This window comes from Paenalicyclobacillus cellulosilyticus, assembly GCF_014647315.1.
GTDB classification, from domain to species: Bacteria; Bacillota; Bacilli; order Alicyclobacillales; family Alicyclobacillaceae; genus Alicyclobacillus_J; species Alicyclobacillus_J cellulosilyticus.
In genome coordinates, this window is record NZ_BMOY01000002.1 from 106467 (window position 1) to 128013 (window position 21547).

General features: G+C 62.0%; 18 protein-coding genes and 4 tRNA genes. All 22 read right to left on the reverse strand.

Features of this window, described 5'->3' with window-relative positions; all coding sequences use genetic code 11:
• Positions 1-8: 8 nt before the first annotated feature.
• On the reverse strand, positions 9-815 hold the full coding sequence (locus IEX97_RS01285; protein ID WP_188880664.1) for a cytochrome C assembly family protein: 807 nt from the start codon (positions 813-815) through the stop codon (positions 9-11).
• Between the two features lie 12 nt (positions 816-827).
• Positions 828-2240: a glutamyl-tRNA reductase gene (hemA, locus tag IEX97_RS01290; RefSeq protein WP_188880665.1), complete on the reverse strand. Its 1413-nt coding sequence runs from the start codon at positions 2238-2240 to the stop codon at positions 828-830.
• A gap of 137 nt (positions 2241-2377) precedes the next feature.
• Complete coding sequence (gene yihA, locus IEX97_RS01295; protein ID WP_188880698.1) at positions 2378-2989, reverse strand: ribosome biogenesis GTP-binding protein YihA/YsxC; 612 nt, start codon at positions 2987-2989, stop codon at positions 2378-2380.
• Positions 2989-5412 carry an endopeptidase La gene (gene lon / locus IEX97_RS01300; protein WP_188880666.1) on the reverse strand — a complete coding sequence of 808 codons (2424 nt, stop codon included), beginning with the start codon at positions 5410-5412 and terminating at the stop codon, positions 2989-2991. Before lon ends, yihA begins: the two co-directional genes overlap by 1 nt.
• Before the next feature lie 232 nt (positions 5413-5644).
• Positions 5645-7336: an ATP-dependent protease LonB gene (gene lonB / locus IEX97_RS01305; RefSeq protein ID WP_188880667.1), complete on the reverse strand. Its 1692-nt coding sequence runs from the start codon at positions 7334-7336 to the stop codon at positions 5645-5647.
• 183 nt (positions 7337-7519) lie between these two features.
• Entirely contained in the window at positions 7520-8794 is a 1275-nt protein-coding gene (clpX, locus tag IEX97_RS01310) for an ATP-dependent protease ATP-binding subunit ClpX (RefSeq protein ID WP_188880668.1), read from the reverse strand.
• A gap of 131 nt (positions 8795-8925) precedes the next feature.
• On the reverse strand, positions 8926-9510 hold the full coding sequence (clpP, locus tag IEX97_RS01315; RefSeq protein ID WP_308426173.1) for an ATP-dependent Clp endopeptidase proteolytic subunit ClpP: 585 nt from the start codon (positions 9508-9510) through the stop codon (positions 8926-8928).
• A 122-nt stretch (positions 9511-9632) separates the two neighbouring features.
• Positions 9633-10931, reverse strand: a complete 1299-nt coding sequence (gene tig / locus IEX97_RS01320) for a trigger factor (protein WP_188880670.1) — start codon at positions 10929-10931, stop codon at positions 9633-9635.
• A gap of 678 nt (positions 10932-11609) precedes the next feature.
• A tRNA-Arg gene (locus IEX97_RS01325) sits at positions 11610-11686 on the reverse strand.
• A gap of 31 nt (positions 11687-11717) precedes the next feature.
• The gene (locus IEX97_RS01330) at positions 11718-12284 is read right to left on the reverse strand and encodes a metallophosphoesterase family protein (protein ID WP_188880671.1); all 567 of its coding nucleotides are present in this window, start codon (positions 12282-12284) and stop codon (positions 11718-11720) included.
• Entirely contained in the window at positions 12281-12877 is a 597-nt protein-coding gene (gene rdgB / locus IEX97_RS01335) for an RdgB/HAM1 family non-canonical purine NTP pyrophosphatase (RefSeq protein WP_188880672.1), read from the reverse strand. The genes IEX97_RS01330 and rdgB overlap by 4 nt, the downstream gene beginning before the upstream one ends.
• 13 nt (positions 12878-12890) lie before the next feature.
• Positions 12891-13829 carry a glutamate racemase gene (gene murI / locus IEX97_RS01340; RefSeq protein WP_229776205.1) on the reverse strand — a complete coding sequence of 313 codons (939 nt, stop codon included), beginning with the start codon at positions 13827-13829 and terminating at the stop codon, positions 12891-12893.
• A gap of 94 nt (positions 13830-13923) precedes the next feature.
• A complete protein-coding gene (locus tag IEX97_RS01345) occupies positions 13924-14361 on the reverse strand; it encodes a MarR family winged helix-turn-helix transcriptional regulator (protein WP_229776208.1) in 438 nt (145 codons plus the stop codon).
• A 137-nt stretch (positions 14362-14498) separates the two neighbouring features.
• A complete protein-coding gene (locus IEX97_RS01350; protein ID WP_188880674.1) occupies positions 14499-14726 on the reverse strand; it encodes a helix-turn-helix domain-containing protein in 228 nt (75 codons plus the stop codon).
• A gap of 331 nt (positions 14727-15057) precedes the next feature.
• A complete protein-coding gene (sdhB, locus tag IEX97_RS01355) occupies positions 15058-15828 on the reverse strand; it encodes a succinate dehydrogenase iron-sulfur subunit (protein ID WP_188880675.1) in 771 nt (256 codons plus the stop codon).
• Positions 15825-17585 (reverse strand): succinate dehydrogenase flavoprotein subunit, encoded by a 1761-nt coding sequence (gene sdhA, locus IEX97_RS01360; protein WP_188880677.1) that lies wholly within the window; start codon positions 17583-17585, stop codon positions 15825-15827. Before sdhA ends, sdhB begins: the two co-directional genes overlap by 4 nt.
• 20 nt (positions 17586-17605) lie before the next feature.
• Positions 17606-18223: a succinate dehydrogenase cytochrome b558 subunit gene (locus IEX97_RS01365; protein ID WP_188880678.1), complete on the reverse strand. Its 618-nt coding sequence runs from the start codon at positions 18221-18223 to the stop codon at positions 17606-17608.
• Positions 18224-18473: 250 nt separating this feature from the next.
• Positions 18474-20264: an excinuclease ABC subunit UvrC gene (gene uvrC, locus IEX97_RS01370; RefSeq protein ID WP_188880679.1), complete on the reverse strand. Its 1791-nt coding sequence runs from the start codon at positions 20262-20264 to the stop codon at positions 18474-18476.
• Positions 20265-20323: 59 nt separating this feature from the next.
• Entirely contained in the window at positions 20324-20968 is a 645-nt protein-coding gene (locus IEX97_RS01375) for a hypothetical protein (protein WP_188880680.1), read from the reverse strand.
• Positions 20969-21092: 124 nt separating this feature from the next.
• A tRNA-Lys gene (locus IEX97_RS01380) sits at positions 21093-21168 on the reverse strand.
• Positions 21169-21173: 5 nt separating this feature from the next.
• Positions 21174-21245: transfer RNA gene (locus tag IEX97_RS01385), tRNA-Glu, on the reverse strand.
• Positions 21246-21320: transfer RNA gene (locus IEX97_RS01390), tRNA-Gln, on the reverse strand.
• Positions 21321-21547: the final 227 nt, after the last annotated feature.

Sequence of the window (21547 nt, forward strand, 5' to 3'; positions counted from 1 at the left end):
TCGCCTCCTTATCCCGTGTGGTGAAAAGCGGAAAGATTGCTGACAACCATGAAGTTGACCATCACGCCGCCGAAACAAGCCGCACAGGCCGCCACCAGCGCCCGGTCCGCCCAACCTGTGCGCCGGCGCAGCCACAGGCACACCGCGTACGAGAGCCACAGAACGCTCGTCGCGACCAACTTCGGGTCATGCCAGTACACGCGGCCAAACGCCACGACGCTCCACAAGACGCCGAACACCATCGCCATCATCAGAAACGGCAAGCCGAGAAACACGGCGCGAAACGTGTAGCGCTCAAGGGTCGCGAGCGGCAGCAGGCGAAAGTACCACGATGTCCAACGCTTGTGCCGCAAGCTCCACGACTGCACCAGGTACATGACGGCGAAGACAAACGAAAACGCAAACGCGACATAGCTCGCCAACGCAAACGCAATGTGCAAAAGCAAAAGGTCTCCACTGCGAACCTGGGCACTCGCCGCCGCCCCCGGCGCGAGCGGAGCGAGCACCACCAGGGCGAAGCTCACCACGCTCGCCAAAAAGGGCAACAGATCGACGCGCAGCCAGGAGGAGGCGAACCACGCCACGAGCAGGATGACCCACGACACCCACAGGGCCGCGTCAAACCGGTCAAGCACCGCGCCGGTCAGGTGTAGACGGTCGAACAACCAACCGGTTTGCACCAGAAGCACGACCGCCATGGCCCATTGCGCCAGCCGCTGCAGCCAACGCCTTCGTTCCATCGCGTCGAAAAACCAGAACAACACGCACAAGGCGTTTCCCAAGGAGAACGCATCGTACGCAACCTGTGCCGCCATCCTCGCCGGCTCCTATCGGGAGGCCACCGGACAGGCTGAGAACGGCTCGCCTTCCCCTTCTCCGAGGAGCGACTGGCTCCACTGGCGCAGCCAGGCCGCCCACTTGGTGAGCGCACGTGCATCTTCCGGGGCGCCATCCGGCAACCGCGCCGCCCACTCCGCTTCGGATATATTGAACAATTGGGCGAACCACGCCAACTGTTGCACCCCGTCCTCCGTATGCGCCAATGCCTTCAGCCGGTGCACCGGGTGATGTAAAAGCTGATTCACGATGCTCATCGTGTGTTTGTCGAGCACGTCCCAATCCCGGTCGGACAGGTGCGGGAGCTTGCGCCGCAGGCTGTCCATCACGGCCGCCTGTACCTCGGCGCCGCGCGCGCGCACCGCCGCAATGAGCGGGACCACCGCCTGCTCCGCAAGCCATGCGCCGAACTCGCGCATGCCTTCGGCAATCAACCGTTCCACCGCGGCCGCGTGCCGCGCCCGTTCCGCCAGATTGGCGGCGACCACGCCCTCGAGGTCATCGATGTCATACAAAAATACGTTGCGCAGACGTGCCGCCTCAGGATCCACGTCCCGCGGCACCGCGATGTCGATGATGACCATGGGTTTCTGATGGCGCCTCCGCATGGCCGCCGCGACGGTTTCCGCCGCCAGCACCACATCCCGCGCGCCCGTATTGGCGATCACGATGTCCGCCGCGCAAAGCGCCTCCTCCAAGGCGGACCATGCCACCGCCTGACCGCCGACCGAGGCCGCGAGGCGCAAGGCGTGATCGAACGTGCGATTCACCACCCGCAGGTCGCGGATCCCGTTCGCCATCAGATGCTGCGCCGTCAATTGCCCCATCTTGCCGGCGCCGACGACCAAGACGCACCGGTCGCGCAAGTCGCCGAACACCTTCTTGACGAGTTGAACCGCGGCATAGCTGACGGAAACCGCGTTCTGCCCGATGCCCGTCTCCGTCTGGGCCCGCTTGCCCACGTGGATGGCGAGACGAAACACCTGATTGCACAGCCAACCTGTGTTCCCGGCTTCGGCCGCCTGCATGTACGCCGCACGAACCTGGCCGAGGATCTGGGTTTCGCCCACGACCAAGGAATCCAACCCGGACGCGACGCGAAACAGGTGACGCACCGCGGCGTTGCCTGTATGCGTGTACAGGTGGCGGCCCGTTTCCCCCGCCGGCAAGCCAGCGCGGCGCGCGAACCATTCACGGAGCCATCGTTCCGCGGCCGCTGTGTCCGCCGCCACCCCGTAGACCTCGGTCCGGTTGCAGGTGGAAAGGACCACCGACTCCGCAAGCTCACCCTGCGCGCGCAGCCGGGCCAGGACGTCATCCGTTTCGAAGTCGGCCACGCTGACCCGTTCGCGGAGTTCCACCGGGGCCGTCTTATGGTTCATCCCAACCACAAGCAGGTTCACGACCAACCCTCCGCAGCGCGCGGTGTGAGGCACAGGACGAACCGAGTCCTTTCACCTCTCCGCCATATTCTCCGCAATATTATACCACGCTGTGCGGGAGCGGCGGGCGGCTTATGTGAACATGCTGTGGACACGCTTCAACCGCGCGCGGGCGAGGGAGACCCGCCTTTGGCCTGGTTCAGGTCTGCGGCGAGCAACGCCCAAACGTCGTCGAGCCCCTCCCGGGTCGTCGCCGAAGACGGCAGCACGGGCGCATCCGTCCGCAACACAGTCTGGATGCGCCGCACTTGCACCATCCGTTTCGATCGCGACACCTTGTCGGCTTTCGTCGCCACCACACACACCGCTCTTGCCCCGCGCAGCCATCGGTGGACGTCCACGTCGTCCTGCGTCGGGTCGTGCCGGATGTCAATCAGGTGCAACACGCGCAACAGCGGGCCGCGCTGGCGCAAGTATTCGGTGATCATGCGTTGGAAGCGGGCACGCTCCGCCTGGCTGACGGCGGCGTAACCGTATCCAGGCAGGTCGACGAAGCGGAAGCTGCCATTGACACGGTAAAAGTTGATCTCCCGGGTCTTCCCCGGCGTGGCCGACACCCGCGCCAACGAGCGGCGACCCAACAGCGCGTTGATGAGGGACGACTTGCCGACATTGCTGCGGCCGACAAATGCGAATTCAGGCAAGCCGTCCTGCGGCCACTGCCGCGCATGGACTGAGCCCAACTCAAACTCCGCAGTACGCACGACCATCACTGGCGCGGCCCCTCCTCGGCGTATCCGCCATGGACCAGCTCATGCAACGAAGCCGGCGGCGACGGAAACACCGGCTCCTCTTCCGGCGCCGGCAGGAGCGCCAAATCCAGCACCTCGTCCATATGCTTGACCGGCACAAACTTGATGCTCGCACGGACGGATTCCGGGACATCCTTGAGGTCCTTGACGTTCCCCTCCGGATAAATGACCGTCTCGACGCCCGCCCGATGGGCGGCCAGGCTCTTCTCTTTCAACCCGCCGATGGGCAACACCCGTCCCCGCAGCGTGATCTCGCCGGTCATCGCCACCTTGCGGGAGACAGGGCGGTTGGTCAGCGCGGAAGCCAGCGCCGTGGCCATCGTGATGCCCGCTGACGGGCCGTCCTTCGGGATGGCGCCCTCCGGGACGTGGATGTGGATGTCGTTCGTCTCGGTAAAATCGGCCGGCACACCAAGTTCCCGGGCCCGCGAGCGGATGAACGACACCGCCGTCTGCGCGCTCTCCTTCATCACGTCACCCAGGTGTCCGGTGAGCACCAGCTTGCCCTTGCCAGGGACGACCGACACCTCGATGGTCAAGGTATCGCCACCCGCCTCCGTCCACGCCAAACCGGTGACCACGCCCACCTGGTCCGACTCTTCCACTTGGCCGTACCGGTAGACGGGCGGCCCGAGGAACTCGTTCAACAGCTTAGGCGTCACCGTCACGCGCGCCCGGGAACCATCCGCAATCTGGCGCGCGACCTTCCGGCAGATGGACGCCAGGAGCCGGTCGAGTTGGCGCACACCGGCCTCCCGCGTGTAATACCGGATGACCTCGAGCAACACCTCATCCGGCACGCGGATGCGGTTGCCGTCCAACGCGTGCGCCTTGCGTTGCTTCGGCAGGAGATGGCGTTTGGCAATCTCCAGTTTTTCGAGCTCGGTGTAACCGGAGAGCTGAATCACTTCCATCCGGTCCCGCAGCGGCCCCGGAATGTCGTACAGGTTGTTCGCCGTCGTGATGAACATCACGTCCGAGAGGTCGAACGGGATTTCAATGTAATGGTCGGAGAACGCGGCGTTCTGCTCCGGATCGAGCACCTCCAGCATCGCCGCCGCCGGATCGCCCCGGAAGTCGCTCGCCATTTTGTCGATCTCGTCGAGCAGAAACACCGGATTGCGCTTGCCCGCTTGTTTCATGCCTTGAATGATCCGCCCGGGCAGCGCCCCGATGTAAGTACGGCGATGGCCGCGGATCTCCGCCTCATCGCGCACGCCGCCGAGCGAGACCCGGACGAACGGCCGGTTGAGCGCCCGGGCGATGGACTTGGCGAGCGAGGTCTTCCCCACACCCGGCGGTCCGGCGAGGCAAATGACCGGGCCGGTGAGTTTGGCCGCTAATTTCTGGACCGCAAGAAACTCCAGGATGCGCTCCTTCACCTTCTCAAGCCCGTAATGGTCCTCGTCGAGCACGCGCTCCGCGTACGCCAAGTCGACGGTGGAATCTGCCGCCTCAAGCCATGGCAAGGCGAGCAGCCAATCGATGTATGTGCGCGCGACCGTACCCTCGGCCGAGTTGGGCGGGATGCGCTCCAGACGGTCAATCTCCTTCTCCAACCGTTCGGCGACTGCCTCCGGCAGCGGCTTCTTGGCCATCGCCTCGCGCAGTTCCTCGACCTCCATCGCCCGCCCTTCACGTTCGCCGAGCTCCTTTTGAATGGCCTTCATCTGCTCGCGCAAGTAGTACTCCTTTTGCGTGCGCTCCATCTGTTTGCGGACGCGTTGGTGGATCTTGCGTTCCAGTTCGAGCACCTCGCGCTCGTCCGACAAAAAGCCGAGCAGCTTCTCGAGGCGCATGGGAATGGAGATGGCCTCCAGCACCTCTTGTTTGTCGCGGACCTTGAGCGGCAGATACGCCGTGATGGTGTCCGCCAGCCGTCCGGGGTGTTCAATCTCCAGGATGGCGGCATAGTTCTCCTGTTCTCCCCGCTTCGACAGCTTCATGTACTGTTCGAACTGCTGCGCGACGGCGCGCACCAAGGCTTCAATCTCCGGCGTGACGGGCACTTCCGCCGGTTCCGTGTACACCTCGACCTCCGCCTCGAACCATCCTTCGGTCCGGACGAAGCGCACGATGCGCGCCCGCGCCACGCCTTCCACCAGGACACGGATGGTGCCGTTGGGCAGCTTCATCATCTGCTTGACGCGGGAAAGCGTCCCAATCCGGTACAGGTCGTCCGCTGTCGGTTCATCGATTTGGCAGTCCTCCTGGGAGGTCAACAGGATGAGGTGCTCGCCGGCCATCGCCTTTTCCAACGCCTTGATGGAGATGTCGCGGCCCACGTCGAAGTGGAGCACCTGCGTCGGAAACACCAGCAAACCGCGCAGCGGCAACAGCGGAAAGACTCGTTGGGTGCTTATCTGCCCTTCCTCTTGCATCGTCTCGTCTCTACCCCCACCTGCCGGAATCCGTCCGTCGTCCAACGCGCCGCAGCGCATCATGAGCCAAACACCGGGCGTACGCGCATTTCCATTTTCAATTGGACCTTATTTTACTGAATCGCATTCCACCAACGCAAATGCCCCGGCCGGAGCGTGCGGCCGGGGCCAAGCGAACACCGGACGAACATCGACTGCGGGTTTGCCCATGCGGGATCGCCGCGGGTCCGGTTCAGGACGGAAGGGAGACGGTACCCAGCGGGCGCACGTTGTGAACCGAAACGTCCGGGGACTTGGCGATGGGATCTGCCATCCCGCCGACCAAGGAAAGCCGCAATACGTCCTCAAACCGCTCCACCGGAACGACTTTGACGCCCTGGACCTGTTGGTACATCTCCCGCCAGTTGTCTTTCGGGATCAAAACCACGCTCGCACCCGCTTCCGCCGCCGCCTCGATCTTCGCCGGAACGCCGCCGACCGGGCGCACCAACCCGCGCAACGACAGCTCACCTGTCATCGCCACCGACGGCAAGACCGGGATTTGGCGCACCGCCGAATACATCGCCGTCGCCATCGCGATGCCGGCACTCGGCCCGTCCACCGGAATGCCCCCTGGAAAATTGACATGCACATGGTAGTTGGACAGAGGGATCCCGAACAACCGCTCCAAGATGGTACACACGTTTTCCACGGAGCACTGGGCCATCGATTTGCGCCGCACCGTCCGGTCGCGGCCGTTGATCATCTCCTCATCGACGAGCCCGGTCAGCGTCAGCTTCCCCTGCCCGGGGGGAGCGGGCGTGGCGCACGCCTCAATTTCGACCAACACACCCGTCGCCGGTCCGACCACCGCCAAACCGTTCACCACACCGACCTGCGGTTGGTCGCCCACCTTGCGTTCGATACGCGGGCTGAGCTGGCTGAATTGAACCACCCACTCCACATCCGCCAAGGTGATGTCCTGCCGCTGGTCGGTGAGCGCCAAGCCGCCGGCAATCTGCACGATGTTGACCGCATCGCGGCCGTTCGTGGCATAACGCGCCACTTCCGCCATCGCCTGCGGGTCCATCCGCATGTGCAGTTTGCGGACCGCGCGCGCCACGATTTCCAAAATCTCATCACGCGACAGCGGTTTGAAAAACACCTCGACGCACCGGGACCGGATGGCGGGCGGGATTTCTTCAGGCGCGCGCGTGGTCGCGCCGACCAAGCGGAAGTCGGCCGGCAGACCGTTCTGGAAGATATCGTGAATGTGCGACGGGATGGACGTGTCTTCCGAGCTGTAGTAGGCGCTCTCGAAAAACACCTTGCGGTCTTCGAGCACCTTCAACAGTTTGTTCATTTGAATCGGATGCAGTTCACCGATCTCGTCGATGAACAGGATGCCTCCGTGCGCCTTCGTCACCGCCCCCGGTTTGGGCTGAGGAATGCCCGCCATCCCCATCGCCCCGGCACCTTGATAGATGGGGTCATGCACCGATCCAATGAGCGGATCGGCGATGCCCCGCTCATCGAAGCGGGCTGTCGTGGCGTCGATTTCGACGAACTTGGCATCGGCACGAAACGGCGAGGCGGGATTGCGCTTCGCCTCCTCCAGAATGACGCGCGCCGCGGCCGTTTTGCCGACCCCGGGCGGTCCGTAGACAATCACGTGTTGCGGATTGGGACCGCACAGCGCCGCGCGCAGGGCGCGCAATCCGTCCCGTTGGCCGACAATGTCCTCGAGATGCGTCGGACGGGTCTTTTCCGCCAACGGCTCGCTCAGTGAAATGGCGCGCAGCCGGCGAAGCTTCTCCAATTCTTTTTTTGATTCCCGCTCGATGGTGTGCCGGTTGTGGTTTTGTGTCTTCAAGAGGTTCCAAAAGTAAAGGCCAATCACCACAGCGAAGAACACCTGAATCACAGCCAAGATGGTGGCAGTCACGAGGATCCTCCCTTTCTCCCAGCCGGTAGGATCCAGTATGCCCCGCCCGTTCAGGCATAAACAAAAAAAGACAGCCCGCTGCGTCCGGGCTGCCGTCTCATCTTGCCATGCTTCACGCCATGTGCCGCGAAGCTCGCCGTGATTTCGCGGTTGCGCAGTGTGCGCGGCGTGCGCGATGTGTGCTCAGGCCGTCTCTTCGCTTTTGCGATAGAACATCATGGCCTTGCCGTCTTTGCCGAGCAGGATGGGACCGCTCTCGCGCAGCACCGCTTCCTTCGAAATGATGCATTTCTTGACGTCGTCGCGCGCCGGCAACTCGAACATCACATCGAGCATGATGTTCTCAATGATGGCGCGCAAGCCGCGGGCGCCGGTTCCCCGCTTGATGGCCTCCTTGGCGATGGCCTCGAGCGCGTCTTGGTGAAACTCCAACGTCACGCCGTCCATCTCCAGCAGCTTTTGAAACTGCTTGACCAGCGCGTTCTTCGGTTCCGTCAATATCCGCTTGAGCGCCTCTTCGTCCAGCGCTTCCAGCGTCGCGATGACCGGCAGACGGCCGATGAACTCCGGGATGAGGCCGAACTTCAACAGGTCTTCCGGCAGGACCTTGGACAACACCTCGTTGGTGTTGGCCTCCGCCGCCTGCGATGCCGCACCAAAACCGATGACCTTTCGTCCGAGCCGGCGTTTGATGATGGTCTCCAGGCCATCGAACGCACCGCCGCAGATGAACAGAATGTTCGTGGTATCAATCTGAATGAACTCCTGGTGCGGATGCTTGCGCCCCCCTTGCGGCGGCACGCTCGCGATGGTCCCCTCGAGGATCTTCAACAACGCTTGCTGCACGCCTTCTCCGGAAACGTCCCGGGTGATGGACGGGTTTTCCGACTTGCGCGCAATTTTGTCGATCTCGTCGATGTAGATGATGCCTCGCTCCGCCTTCTCCACGTCGTAATCGGCCGCCTGAATCAGCTTGAGGAGGATGTTCTCGACGTCCTCGCCGACGTAGCCCGCCTCCGTCAGTGAGGTGGCGTCGGCGATGGCGAACGGTACATTCAAAATCCGGGCCAGCGTCTGCGCCAGCAGCGTCTTGCCGCTGCCCGTCGGCCCAATGAGCAGGATGTTGCTCTTGGCAATCTCCACGTCGTCGTTCTTGCTGTGCCCCGCGTTGATCCGCTTGTAATGGTTGTAGACCGCAACCGACAACGCGCGCTTGGCGTGCTCCTGCCCGATGACATACTGGTCGAGGATGGCTTTGATCTCCGTCGGCTTCGGAATGTCCTTGAGATCCAGCTCTTCGTCTTCCCCGAGCTGCTCCTCGACAATTTCGTTGCACAGCTCGATGCACTCATCGCAAATATATACGCCAGGGCCGGCGACGAGCTTGCGCACCTGCTCCTGGGTTTTGCCGCAGAACGAACACTTCAATTGGCCCTTCTCATCGTTGAATTTAAACACCGGGTTCCCTCCCTCGGAGAGGTGATTCAAAAATTATCCCCATTATAGAGCCTGTGCTTGCGGTGCGCAAAAGCGGGCATCCGCCATCCGGCCGCCCGCTTCGCGAGAAGGTGCGGCGGCGCAAAGGCGACTCACTTGGCGCCGACGACCACCTCGTCGATGATCCCGTACGCCTTGGCCTCTTCCGCCGACATGAAGTTGTCGCGGTCCGTGTCGTGCTCAATCTTCTCGAGCGGTTGACCCGTCCGCTCAGCCAAGATCCGGTTCAGCTTGTCTTTGGTTTTCAAAATCCAGTCGGCGTGGATCTTGATGTCGGTCGCCTGCCCCTGCACACCGCCCAGCGGCTGATGGATCATGATCTCGCTGTTCGGTAACGCGTAACGCTTGCCCTTGGCACCCGCAGCCAACAGCACGGCCGCCATGCTCGCCGCCATGCCGATGCACATCGTCGACACGTCCGGCTTGATGTGCTGCATGGTGTCGTAAATGGCGAGACCCGCCGTCACCGAACCGCCCGGGCTGTTGATGTACAACTGAATGTCACGCTCCGGGTCGTCCGCAGCCAAGAACAAGAGCTGGGCGACGATGGAGTTGGCGACATAATCGTCAATCGGCGTCCCCAACAGAATGATCCGGTCGCGCAACAGGCGCGAGTATATATCGTAGGACCGCTCACCGCGGCTCGTCTGCTCAATGACAATCGGCGTCAGACTCATCTGTGCCATCCCTCCGCCATCCGGCCGGACGCTCCCGCCCGGACCGGCAGCATCTGTAAAACAAGGCACGGACCCGTGCCTTGTCTCCATACGTATGTCCTTCAGGCTCATTTTACACCAGGTCAGACGATTTTGCCATGCGCCACGAGGAACTCGACCACCTTGCGGTTGCGCATGTCCTCGCGCAGCCCGGCCAGACCGGGATCCCGCAGCTCGAACAGCTGACGGATTTGACCGGCCTCCATGTTCAGCCTCGCCGCAATCTGTTCGATCTCGGCAGTGACCTCTTCTTCGGTCGGCTCGAGCTGCTCCTTCTTCGCAATGGCTTCCAGCACGAGCGAAGTGCGCACATTCCGCTCCGCGGCCTCACGGAACTGACCGCGCAACTCTTCCATGGTCATCCCGGTAAACTCCAGGTACTCGTCGAGCGGGATCTGCTGCAAGGCCAACTGCTGCGAAAAGTTGAACACCAAACGGTCGATCTCGTGCTCAATCATCACAGGCGGAATGTCGATGGTCGCGCCGTCGACTGCGGCCTTGACCGCTTGCTCCTCCAAGTGGCGTTTGCGATCCTCTTCCGCGCGCTCCTCCAACTTTTTGCGCACATCGGCAACAAACGCGTCGACCGTATCGAACTCGCTGATCTCCTGCACAAACTCATCGTTCAGCTCGCGCAGCGCCTTGCGCTTGATGTCGTGCAGCACCACATGAAACGTCGCCTGTTTGCCTGCCAACGACTTGACGTGGTAGTTGTCGGGAAACGTGATCTGGATATCCCGTTCCTCACCCGGCTTCATGCCGATGAGCTGTTGTTCAAAACCCTGCACAAACAGGCCGGACCCGATTTCCAATTGGTAGTTCTCGGCTTCCCCGCCTTCAAACGGCTCGCCATCGACGGTACCGACAAAATCGATGTTGACCGTATCTCCCTCTTGCACCTCGCCGTCCTCAACCACCTGGATTTCCGCGTGCTGCTTGCGGATACGGTCAATCTCCTCCTGCACCGCCGCGTCATCCACCACGAAGCGTTCCCGGTCGTCATGCAATTCAATACCCCGGTACTCGCCCAACACCACCTCGGGTTTCACCGTGACCGTCGCTTTGAAGATGAACGGCTTCCCCGCCTCGACTTGAATCACGTCGACCGTGGGGCGATCGACCGGATCGATGCCTGTCTGTTCCACAGCCTCCTGATAGGCCCGTGGCAGGAGGTATTCAACCGCATCTTGGTAGAGCGACTCCACGCCAAAACGGCGTTCGAATATTTTGCGCGGCACTTTGCCCTTGCGGAAGCCGGGCACCACGACGCGCTTGACCACTTTTCTGAACGCCCAATCCAGCGCTTCCGCAAAACGCTCGCTGCCCACCTCCACTTCGAGGACGCCGACGTTGGCTTCAGTTTTCTGCCACTTCGCGTGCATGCACACTTCCTCCCTGACCCACGGTCGCAGCGCACACTGCCCTGATGCGGACGTTTCACGCTGCAGCACCACGTCGTAAACGGCTCTCACGTAAAGACACTTCATTATAGCATGATCCGCCGGGTGGACAACCACCCCGCAGGCAGGATGAGTTCAGATCACGCAATAAGAAATCCAAGTCGAAGGGAAATGCCGATCACGAAGTTACAATGGCATATCGCATTGGAACGCGCTGAGACTCTAAGATAAAGGCTTTCGAGAACTCAAGCAATACATCAATCCATAGAGCACGAGATCTCTGTAATGTTGACTTAAGTAGAGAAGATTACTTCCTGTTCCACAAGAAATTTCTACTACGGAATTTCCATCAGCGATCTCCAGTTCGCTGAGCAGTTGTTTTCTGTAGACCGCCTCTCCACCGTAGCGAAGAAAGAAACTCACTTTGTTGGAAAGATAAATACTGATGTTGTGGAAGTGATCCACTCCAAGGCATCATGTGTAGCCGGATCACAAAGGATGTTCGATATTTCGTAATGCATATCGAGACACACCTCTATGTAGTACGGTTGGAAAAGCTCAATCCCCACTCGCTTGCCCAGATCTCTTGCTTTCGTTCCCAACTCATTCCCAAAACGGCAAAGCGGGCTTTCAGGGAAGCCTGAAAACCCGCGTCGCATCTGGCGTCTCAGGAGGGATTCGAACCCCCGACCCGCAGCTTAGAAGGCTGCTGCTCTATCCAGCTGAGCTACTGAGACACGACGCCTCCGCTGGACGACACCCTTCAGTTTACGAGAAAGCGCCCCCGCCATCAACATGACGATGCGGTAACGCCACGGCGAGACACAATTCGGGAACCAGATGCCCCTCCGGTGTGTAGAAACGGACCTGCGCCTCCCAGCCCGCCTGGTGAAGCCGCGCGGACAGGCATGCGAACGTCCGTTCCCGCCGTCCACGCGGCAGCGACAAGCTCCCCGGGTTGATGAGCAGGATCCCTTCCGTGTGCTGCACGGTCGCCATATGCGTATGGCCGAATACCGCCACGTGGACCTGGTGCAGCTTGGCTCGCCGCACCACCTCCGCCGGGTTCTCCTTCACACCGAGGCGATGTCCGTGCGTCAAATACAAGCGCAATCCGTCCCACTCGACAATCCGGTCGAGCGGGTGATCGGCGCCCGGCGAATCCCAGTTGCCCGCGACAGCGTACACCGGGCAGCGTATGTGATCGCGCAGCCAAAGCGCGTCCTTCACCTCGTCGCCTGCATGCAACACCGCGTCCACAGGTTGCACGGCTTGCACGGCTCGCAACAAGGTCATCCGCTGCTGATGGGTGTCGCTCACCAAACAGAGATTCAACAGCCCTCCCCCCGTTGCCACAGCGTGATCGCGCGTTCCAACGCTCGCCGCCTGTGGGAGATCTCATGCTTTTCCGCCGGATCCAACTCGGCCACAGTCTTTCCGCGCGCCGGCAGGTAGAACAGCGGATCGTACCCAAATCCGTGCGATCCGGCCGGCGCTTCGGCAATCCGGCCAACCAACTCCCCTCGTGCGACATACCCGCGCCCGAGCCCCCCGTGCCAAAGCGCCACGGCGCAAACGTACCGGGCTGTGCGTTGTTCGGGCGGCACCCCGGCCAATTCGGCGAGCAACTTGGCGTTGTTCGCCGCGTCGTTTCCGTGCTCGCCGGCATAACGGGCAGACATCACCCCAGGCCGCCCGCCGAGGGCATCCACCGTCAACCCGGAGTCATCCGCCATGACCCAACCGTTCACCAGGGCGGCGTAATACACCGCCTTCTCCACCGCATTGGCTTCAAACGATTGTCCGTGCTCCGGGCAGGGCGGGAGACCGTCGGGGAGCGGCTCCACCTGCACACGCCAAGCCGCCAACATGGCTGCGAACTCGTCCAGTTTGTGGCGGTTCGTAGTGGCCACGACAATGGTCTCCACGCCATCATCATCCTTACGGAAAAGAATGGCCCACCGCTGGGCGTGGCCATGGCCGGTGCGGATGCGGGTTTGTGCGAGGTTTGGCTTCGCCTCCGGCGGAAGATGCCGGGGTACCGAATGCAACCGGGTCTGCGGCCACGGGTGCATCTGGGTCCAAACGCACTTGGTGAACGACCGCCTGCGCTGCCGGCAAACCCACCCACTCCACAAGCGCTCTGGCCAACATCGCCGGTTCGCCGGTGGTCAGAAACAAGTGACGCGGCACCCGGTCCTTCGCTGCCCTCCCCGCCTTGTGCAACACATCGCGCACCTCGCGCGCGGTTTCTGCGGCAGATGAGATCAACACCACCTGCGGGCCCATCACCCGTTGGATGACCGCGCCGAGCAGCGGATAATGCGTGCAACCGAGGATGAGCGCATCCACCGGTTCCGCGAGCAGCGGGGCCAAGGAGCGGCGGACCACGTCTTCCGCCAACGGCCCGTCCCATACCCCTTGTTCGACCAAGGGGACAAACGCCGGGCAGGCGACCGCCACCACCTTCGCCTCAGGCAACCGCGCTTGAATCTCCCGCTGATACGCACCGCTGGCAATGGTCATCGTCGTCCCGATGACCCCGATGGTCTTCCGTCCGCTGGCTTGAATCGCCGCCCGCACCCCGGGTTGAATCACGCCGATGACCGGCACCTCGTACCTGCCCTTGAGTTCGGGCAAGGCTGCCGCGGTGGCGGAATTGCACGCCACGACCAACGCCTTCACGCCCAGGCTGTACAAGTAATCCAGACACGCGCGCGTGTACAACACCACCTCGGCGGGGGAACGGTCTCCGTACGGACAACGCGCCGTATCCCCCAGGTACACCACCTGCTCCGCCGGCAGTTCTTGGCGGACGGCGGCGAATACCGTCAGTCCGCCGATGCCGGAATCGAACAGCCCTATCGGTCGTTCATCCACGGGCCCCATCGCTCTCCTCGCCATCTCGAAGCGTCGTATGTACCCTATCCTACGGCAAACGCCCGGCAAGCGTTCGCACCTGCCGGGTCGCCTCCTAATTCTCCATATGGGTGTACAGGATGTCCAACACGCGCAATACCTGCGCGTGCTCCTCCGGTTCAAGGTGCTGCAGCGTTCGCTGCAGATACGCCCGCCGCGCGTCGAGGACACGTTCAATCAACTCCGCACCGGCAGGCAGCAGCTGTACGCGCACCACGCGGCGATCCTGGTGATCGCGCTGGCGAGCGACCAACTGCGCGCGCTCCAAGCGATCCACCAAATCGGTCGTGGTGCTGTATGCCAAGTACAGGCGGTTGCTCAGGTCGCCGATGGTCAGCGTCCCCTCGCGGTTCAAGATAAGAAGAGCGTCAAACTGCGGCGGAGTGATGCCGTAGCTGTCCAACAACTGCCGCCCTTTGCGCCGGACGATGGCGGCAATTTGGCGCAACCTCTGTTCAATCTGAATGACATACTCCGGGAAACGCTCGGACAAAGGAGGACACCTCATTCGCCGCGATTCCCAAGCATTGTATCACCCCGCCGGATGCAGCGTCAATGCGAGGTCAGGCGCCGCAACGTGCCGCATCGAAGAGAAATCCCCTACATACACTGCAAGTAGGGGCAAGAGGGTCAGATGTTCAGTTCGCCCATGCGCACCAATTCCACGACCGCTTGCGACCGACCCTTGACGTTCAATTTTTTCATAACGTTTGAAATGTGATTCCGAACCGTCTTTTCACTGACGAACAACAACGCCGCAATCTCCTTCGTCGTTTTGTCCTGGACCAACAATTCGAACACCTCACGCTCGCGGTGGGTGAGCACCGACTTGCCGCGTGCGTCTTTGCCGGAAGACATCCCCCTTATCCCTCCTTGCGTGTGGTACAAGAGCGGGATACAGTCAGGGTATTGTATGAACCCGGCCACGCCACCGTGCGCCGCGGCATGCGGCTGCAACGCCCAACTTCCTGCGCTTGGTGCCTGTTCAACGCGCTTGGCGCCTGTTCGACGCGCTTGTTGCCCGTTCGACGCAGCACGCGCCGAAACAACCGTGCGGCAAGACGCGGCAAAGCATGAAAAAACCGCCCGGCAGCACCGCCGGGCGGCATGATGAACATCCCACCGACAAGGAACAACTCAAACAAGGAAAACCCCACACAAGAGCAAGCCAAATGAAACGGCGCTTTCCTCAACGGCGCAACCAAGCACCCATGGCGTAATACGTGACCTGGCGGTTCATCTCGGCGATGGAGGTGGTGAGCGGAATCCCTTTCGGGCAGACTTCCACGCAGTTTTGCGCGTTGCCGCACTCGTGGATACCACCCTCGCCCATGAGTGCCTCCAAGCGCTCCTCGCGGTGCATCGCCCCCGTCGGATGTGCGTTGAACAGCCGCGCCTGCGAGATGGCGAACGCCCCCATGAACGACGTGCGCTCGTTCACGTTCGGACACGCTTCCACGCACGCTCCGCACGTGAAGCAACGGGACAACTCATACGCCCATTGGCGATCCCGCTCCGCCATGCGCGGACCGGGACCGAGATCGTACGTGCCGTCGATGGGGATCCATGCTTTGACTTTTTTCAACGCCTCGAACATCCGGCTGCGGTCGACCACCAGGTCGCGGATGACCGGGAAGGTACGCGCCGGCTGCAGGCGGATGGGCTGCTCCAGCTTGTCGACCAGCGCCGAGCAGGCCTGGCGCGGCTTGCCGTTGATGACCATCATGCAGGCCCCGCACACCTCTTCGAGGCAGTTGCACTCCCATACCACCGGCGCCACCGGCTTGCCCGCCTTATTCACAGGGTTGCGCTGAATCTCCATCAAACAGGCAATCACGTTCATCCCCGGGCGATACGGGACCTCGAATTCCTCCTCGTACGGCTCGGCGTCAGGCCCATCCTGCCGTTCGACAATGAGATGCACCGTCCGTTCGGCCACGGCCGCACGCTCCGCGCTCATTCTTTCGTCGCCTCCTTGCTGACCGCGTAATTACGCTTCCGGGGTTTGATCAGCGACACATCGACATCCTCATACTCAATGACCGGCCCGTCCGGTGTCCAGCGCGCCTTGGTCGTCTTGAGGAAGTTTTCATCATCCCGCTCCGGGAACTCCGGCTTGTAATGCGCACCCCGGCTCTCGTTGCGCAACAGCGCCCCGCGCGTAATCGCACGTGCAAACTCGAGCATGTTCCACAAGTGGCGCGTAAACTGCGCCATCTGGTTCTCCCACCGCGAGCGGTCCGCCATGCCGATGCGCTTCCACCGCTCCATCAGTTCCACAATCTTCTCTTCCGTCTGGCGGAGTTTATCGTTGTAACGGACCACCGTCACGTTGTCGGTCATCCACTTGCCCAACTCGCGGTGCAAGGCGTACGGGTTTTCCGGTCCGTCCATCTTCAGGATGGCCTCAAACTTCTCTTCCTCACGGCGCCGGTACCCTTCGTACAGCGACTCCGGCAGCGCGTCGCACGACTTGCGCAGGTTCTTCGCCCAGCGCACGGCGTTCGGCCCGGCGACCATCCCGCCGTAAATGCATGACAACAGCGAGTTTGCACCCAAGCGGTTGGCGCCGTGATACTGGTACTCGCACTCGCCCGCCGCGAACAAGCCGGGGATGTTGGTCATCTGGTCATAGTCGACCCACAGCCCGCCCATGCTGTAGTGCACCGCCGGGAACAGCTTCATCGGCACCTTGCGCGGGTCGTCGCCGACGAACTTCTCGTAGATGTCGAGCACGCTGCCGAGACGGACGTTGAGCACCTCCGCCGGGATGTGCGACACGTCGAGGTACACCATGTTCTCGCCGTCGACACCGAGCCCCATCTCCACGCACACCTTGAAGATGGCGCGGGTGGCCACGTCGCGCGGCACCAGGTTGCCGTACTCCGGATACCACTCCTCGAGAAAGTACCACGGCTTCCCGTCTTTGTACGTCCACACACGGCCGCCCTCACCGCGTACCGACTCCGAGATGAGGCGCAACTTGTCGTCGCCCGGGATGGCGGTCGGGTGCACCTGGATCATCTCCGGGTTTGCGTAGTAGACCCCCTGCTGGTAAAGGGCCGACGCGGCCGATCCCGTATTGATGATGGAATTGGTACTCTTGCCGAAGATCATGCCGAGTCCGCCGGTGCACACCACCACGGCGTCCGCCCGGAACGCCCGCACCTCCATCGACCGCAGGTCCTGGGCGATGATGCCGCGGCAGATGCCCTCGTCGTCGATCACGGCGCACAAGAAATCCCAACCCTCATACTTTTGCACGAGGCCCGCCACCTCGTGGCGGCGCACCTGCTCGTCCAGGGCGTAGAGGAGCTGCTGGCCGGTGGATGCCCCGGCGAACGCCGTCCGGTGGTGCTTCGTTCCGCCAAAACGGCGAAAGTCGAGCAACCCTTCCGGGGTGCGGTTGAACATCACGCCCATCCGGTCCATCAGGTGAATGATGGCCGGCGCGGCTTCGCACATGCCGAGCACAGGCGGCTGATTCGCCAAAAAGTCGCCGCCGTAAATGGTATCGTCGAAGTGCTCCCACGGGGAGTCACCTTCGCCTTTCGTGTTCACGGCGCCGTTGATGCCGCCCTGCGCGCAGACGGAGTGGGAACGGCGGACTGGAACCAAGGAAAACAGGTCGACCGGCACGCCCATCTCCGCAATCTTGATGGTGGTCATCAGTCCGGCGAGACCGCCTCCGACGACGATGATGCGCTGGTTGCTCATGGACTCGCTCCCTCCTCAGGTTACGCCGCGTGGGTAAACGCCACCACAGCATCAATGCCGACGGCTGCCAGCGCGACGAAGATCACCATCGTCACGTACGACGTGACACGCTGCGCGCGGGCGCCCACGGTGATCCCCCAATGGATGCAGAACGACCAAAGTCCGTTGGCGAAGTGGAACGTCGCGGCGACGACCCCGATGATGAGGAACCAGAAATAAGCCGGGTTCATCACCAGGCGATGCACCATGTCGAATGTGGGCGGATGGCCGGAAAACCGGGTGGTCCACAGGTGGAAGATGATGAAAATGAACGTGATCACGCCGGTCACGCGTTGCAGGACAAACATCACGTTCCGGTACCACGAGTACTGTCCCGCGTTGTACCCGGACGTGAACGCCACGTACATGCCGTACACCCCGTGATAGATGAGCGGGACGAAGATGAAGAAAAACTCGATGAAGTGCAGGAACGGGATGTGCTGGATGGTGTAGACCGCACTGTTGAAGTTGGCCGCACCTCGTGTTGCCATCGCGTTCGTGAACAGGTGCTCCAGAAGGAACAACCCGACGGGGACGACACCGGCGAGGGTATGTAAGCGGCGCAGGATGAATTCGGTGTGAGCTCTTGCTTCCGCCACACGGGTGCCTCCTTTCCCTTGCAGTCGAGCACGACAAACCGTCGACCGGCACACGGGCGCGAACACAACGAACGGCAGCCGTTGCCGACTGCCCTTCGCCTGGCCCCGCCATTGCCACCGTTCATTGTACTGGTTCGATCATACAGCGTCAAGGAAACGGTGCGCCAAGACGCGCGGCCGGCCTGCCCGCGTCCGCGTCCGTTCGCAGGTCCGGCGACCCGCAGCCGGTCCGGCGACCGACCTTGGCGTGCTACGACGAAGGTCTGCCGGCCCGAGCCCGCAGATGGGCCTGAATGGCCAACGCCAACTGCGACCCGATGCCGATGGCGCGAAACGCATCGAGGTCCGCCTGCTCCATGGCGGCAAGCGATCCGAAGTGCTGCAGCAGCTTTTTCCGCCGCGCCGGGCCCACGCCCGGGACCTCGTCGAGCACGGACGCCAAGCCGGTTTTCGCGCGCGTCCGGCGATGAAATTCCACCGCGAACCGATGGACTTCCTCTTGAATACGCTCCAGGAGATGAAACGCCTGGGAGTTTTGATCTAACCCCACCGGCCACTCCTCGTCCCGGAAAAAAAGCTGGCTGGTCTTGTGACGGTCGTCCTTCGCCAAGCCGCAGACCGGAATGTCCAGGTCCAATTCGTTTTCCAGCACGTCCAAGGCGGCTCGCAGCTGCCCCTTGCCACCGTCGATCACGATGAGGTCCGGCAGCGGGAGCTTCTCCCGCAGGACGCGCGTGTAACGGCGGCGGATGACCTCGCGCATCGAAGCGTAGTCGTCCGCACCTTGACCGGAACGGATTTTGTATTTGCGGTACTCTTGGCGTGCGGGGCGCCCGTCGATGAACACGACCATGGCGGCCACCGGATCGGCACCGTGCAGGTGGCTGTTGTCAAACGCCTCAATCCGGGACGGGGCGGGAATGCCGAGCACCTCCCCTAATTCTAGAATGGCGCCGAACGTTTGATCCATGCGCCGGTCCATCAACTGCAACCGCTCTTCCAACGCGATGCGGGCATTTTCACAAGCGAGATCGACAAGCTGCCGCTTCTGGCCCCGCTGCGGCTTTTGGCAGCGCGCAGGCAACCATGCGGCCAGTGCTTCGTCCGCCACCCCCTGGGGCAACAGGATCTCCTGCGGCACGTCGTGCTGGGTGAAGTAAAACTGTTCCACATACGACATGAAATCCTCGGCCGCTTCGCCGTGGTGGCGGAACACATCCACCGAACGCTCGATGAGTTTGCCCTGGCGCACGTGGAACACCTGCACACACAGCCAACCCCGTTTGGCCGCAAACCCGAACACATCGCGGTCGATCCGGTCCTGAAGCGTGATTTTCTGCTCCTCCATCACGCGTTCGATGTGGGCGATGAGGTCGCGCAACTCCTTCGCCCGCTCGAAACGCAGCGCTTCCGCTTCCTGCTCCATCTTCTCCCAAAGCGCTTGCCGAACCTGCCGGTGACCTCCTTGCAGAAAATCCGCGATTTCCTTTGTAATGCGTTCGTACTGTTCGGGCGGAACTTCGAATTCGCACGGCGCGAGGCACTGGCCGATGTGGTAGTAAAGGCACACCTTCTTCTTCAGCCGCTTGCATTTGCGCAACGGATACAGGCGTTCCAGCAGCTTCTTCGTCTCGGCCGCGGAGGTCGCATTCGGATACGGACCGAAATACTTCGCCCCGTCATCCTGGATCCGCCGCGCAATCTCCAGCCGGGGATGGGCTTCACGGGTTATTTTAATGTAAGGATACGCCTTGTCGTCCCGCAGCATGATGTTGTACGGCGGCGAGTACTGCTTGATGAGGTTGCACTCGAGCAGCAGCGCCTCGACCACCGTATCGGTGACGATGTATTCGAAATCCGCGATGCGGGAAACCAGGGTCTGGGTCTTGCGGTCATGCGAACCGGTGAAGTACGAGCGCACCCGGTTGCGCAACACCTTCGCTTTGCCGACGTACAACACCCGCCCGTCCGCGTCCTTCATCAAGTACACGCCCGGCTTCGCCGGCAACAGGTTGAGCTTTTCGCGGATCCAATCGGTCATCGCCCATCCCCCTTTGACTGCGCCGCGAGCCAGTCGGCGCCGTCACCGAGACTCGTGCCTCACGACGCTGGTGAAGACGAAGATGAAGAGGATGCCGGCTGGACACGTTGCTGCGGCATCGACGGTCCGTGCCACAAAGAAAAGTGGCGCCACCCTTCACCGTACAACCCGTACCCGACCGCCAAAAGCCCCACCACAATGGTCCATCCGACCGCATGTGCCGTCCAGCGCGGTCCGTGGTGCCGTCGCTCCGCTTCCAGTTGCGCGGTGGTCGCCCGCAGGCGCTGCAAGGTCCGCACGTGCAGGACAAGTGGCAGGGTGTGCGGCACATCCTCCGGTTTCCCCGTGGCGTCCGGTACGGAAGGCGCGGTGTCCTCGGGGTGGTCAAACCCCTCGGCGCGCTCACCCGGCCCGTCTTGTGGCCCCTCTTGGCGTTCGCGCAGCCGCGCCTGCCAGCGTTTCGCTTCGGCCAAGAGCCATCCACGCGGGTCATGACGGCGAACGATGGCCGGGTACGCGCGATAAGCGGCAGCAAAAACTTCTTCCAATGCACGCCACGCCACCTCTTCCGGCCACGGCCCGTCACGCACCACGTCCAGTACAAGCGCCCCGTACTCCTCAAGCCAGGATTCAACGGCAGCCCATCGCTGCTCCTGTTTTGCCTGCGCATGCTGCCACCAGATCCGGAATCCCACCTGCGCCACCCTCGCACCCTCCCGTCTGCGCAGCTTCCGCCGCGGCCCGCTCCGGAGAACCAAACAAAAAGACGACTTCCATCGAAGTCGTCCCTGGGTTCGCTCAACCCAGCCGCACGCGGCCGGTTCGATTTGGTGGGTCATGAAGGACTCGAACCTTCAACCACCCGATTAAGAGTCGGATGCTCTACCAATTGAGCTAATGACCCGCAGATGACCCTACGGGGATTCGAACCCCGATTACCGCCGTGAGAGGGCGGCGTCCTAACCATTAGACGATAGGGCCTGGCTGCCGAACTAGGACTCGAACCTAGACTAACTGATCCAGAGTCAGTCGTGCTACCAATTACACCATTCGGCACCGTTCCAACCAGGGTTCTCCGGAACCTTTCACGGGAGGTTCACCGCCCTGTTGACAAGTACAGATTATAAGCGGGTCCCCCGCAGCTGTCAACACCCCGCGATCACTCACTTAAAATCTAACTGAAAGGGGTCCTGATCACTCAAATCGAAATCTAACCGAAGGGATCGTTGTGCGAATGTCATTGAAGAGCCGCCGTGAGTATCTGACCAGCATGCGCGAACGCT